The 365-nt window shown below is 56.2% G+C and carries 1 pseudogene; it reads left to right on the top strand.

Annotation, left to right across the window (positions count from 1 at the left end):
• Nucleotides 1–365: pseudogene (locus HII27_RS26900) on the top strand (transketolase); the annotation flags it as partial.

Raw genomic sequence — 365 nt, 5'->3', positions numbered from 1 at the left:
GGTTACACCGCTGGTGTTGAAACCACTACCGGCCCGCTGGGCCAGGGCATCGCGAACGCCGTAGGTATGGCGATTGCAGAAAAAACGCTGGCGGCGCAGTTCAACCGCCCTGGTCACGACATCGTTGACCACTTCACCTATGCGTTCATGGGCGACGGCTGCATGATGGAAGGCATTTCTCACGAAGTGTGCTCCCTGGCCGGTACCCTGAAACTGGGCAAACTGATCGCGTTCTATGATGACAACGGCATCTCCATCGACGGCCACGTTGAAGGCTGGTTCACCGATGACACTGCTAAACGTTTCGAAGCTTATCACTGGCACGTGATCCGTGGCATCGATGGTCACGATCCAGAAGCGATTAA

Source organism: Kluyvera sichuanensis, from assembly GCF_014218705.1.
Lineage (GTDB): Bacteria > Pseudomonadota > Gammaproteobacteria > Enterobacterales > Enterobacteriaceae > Kluyvera > Kluyvera sichuanensis.
This window is presented reverse-complemented; position numbering and strand designations above follow the sequence as displayed.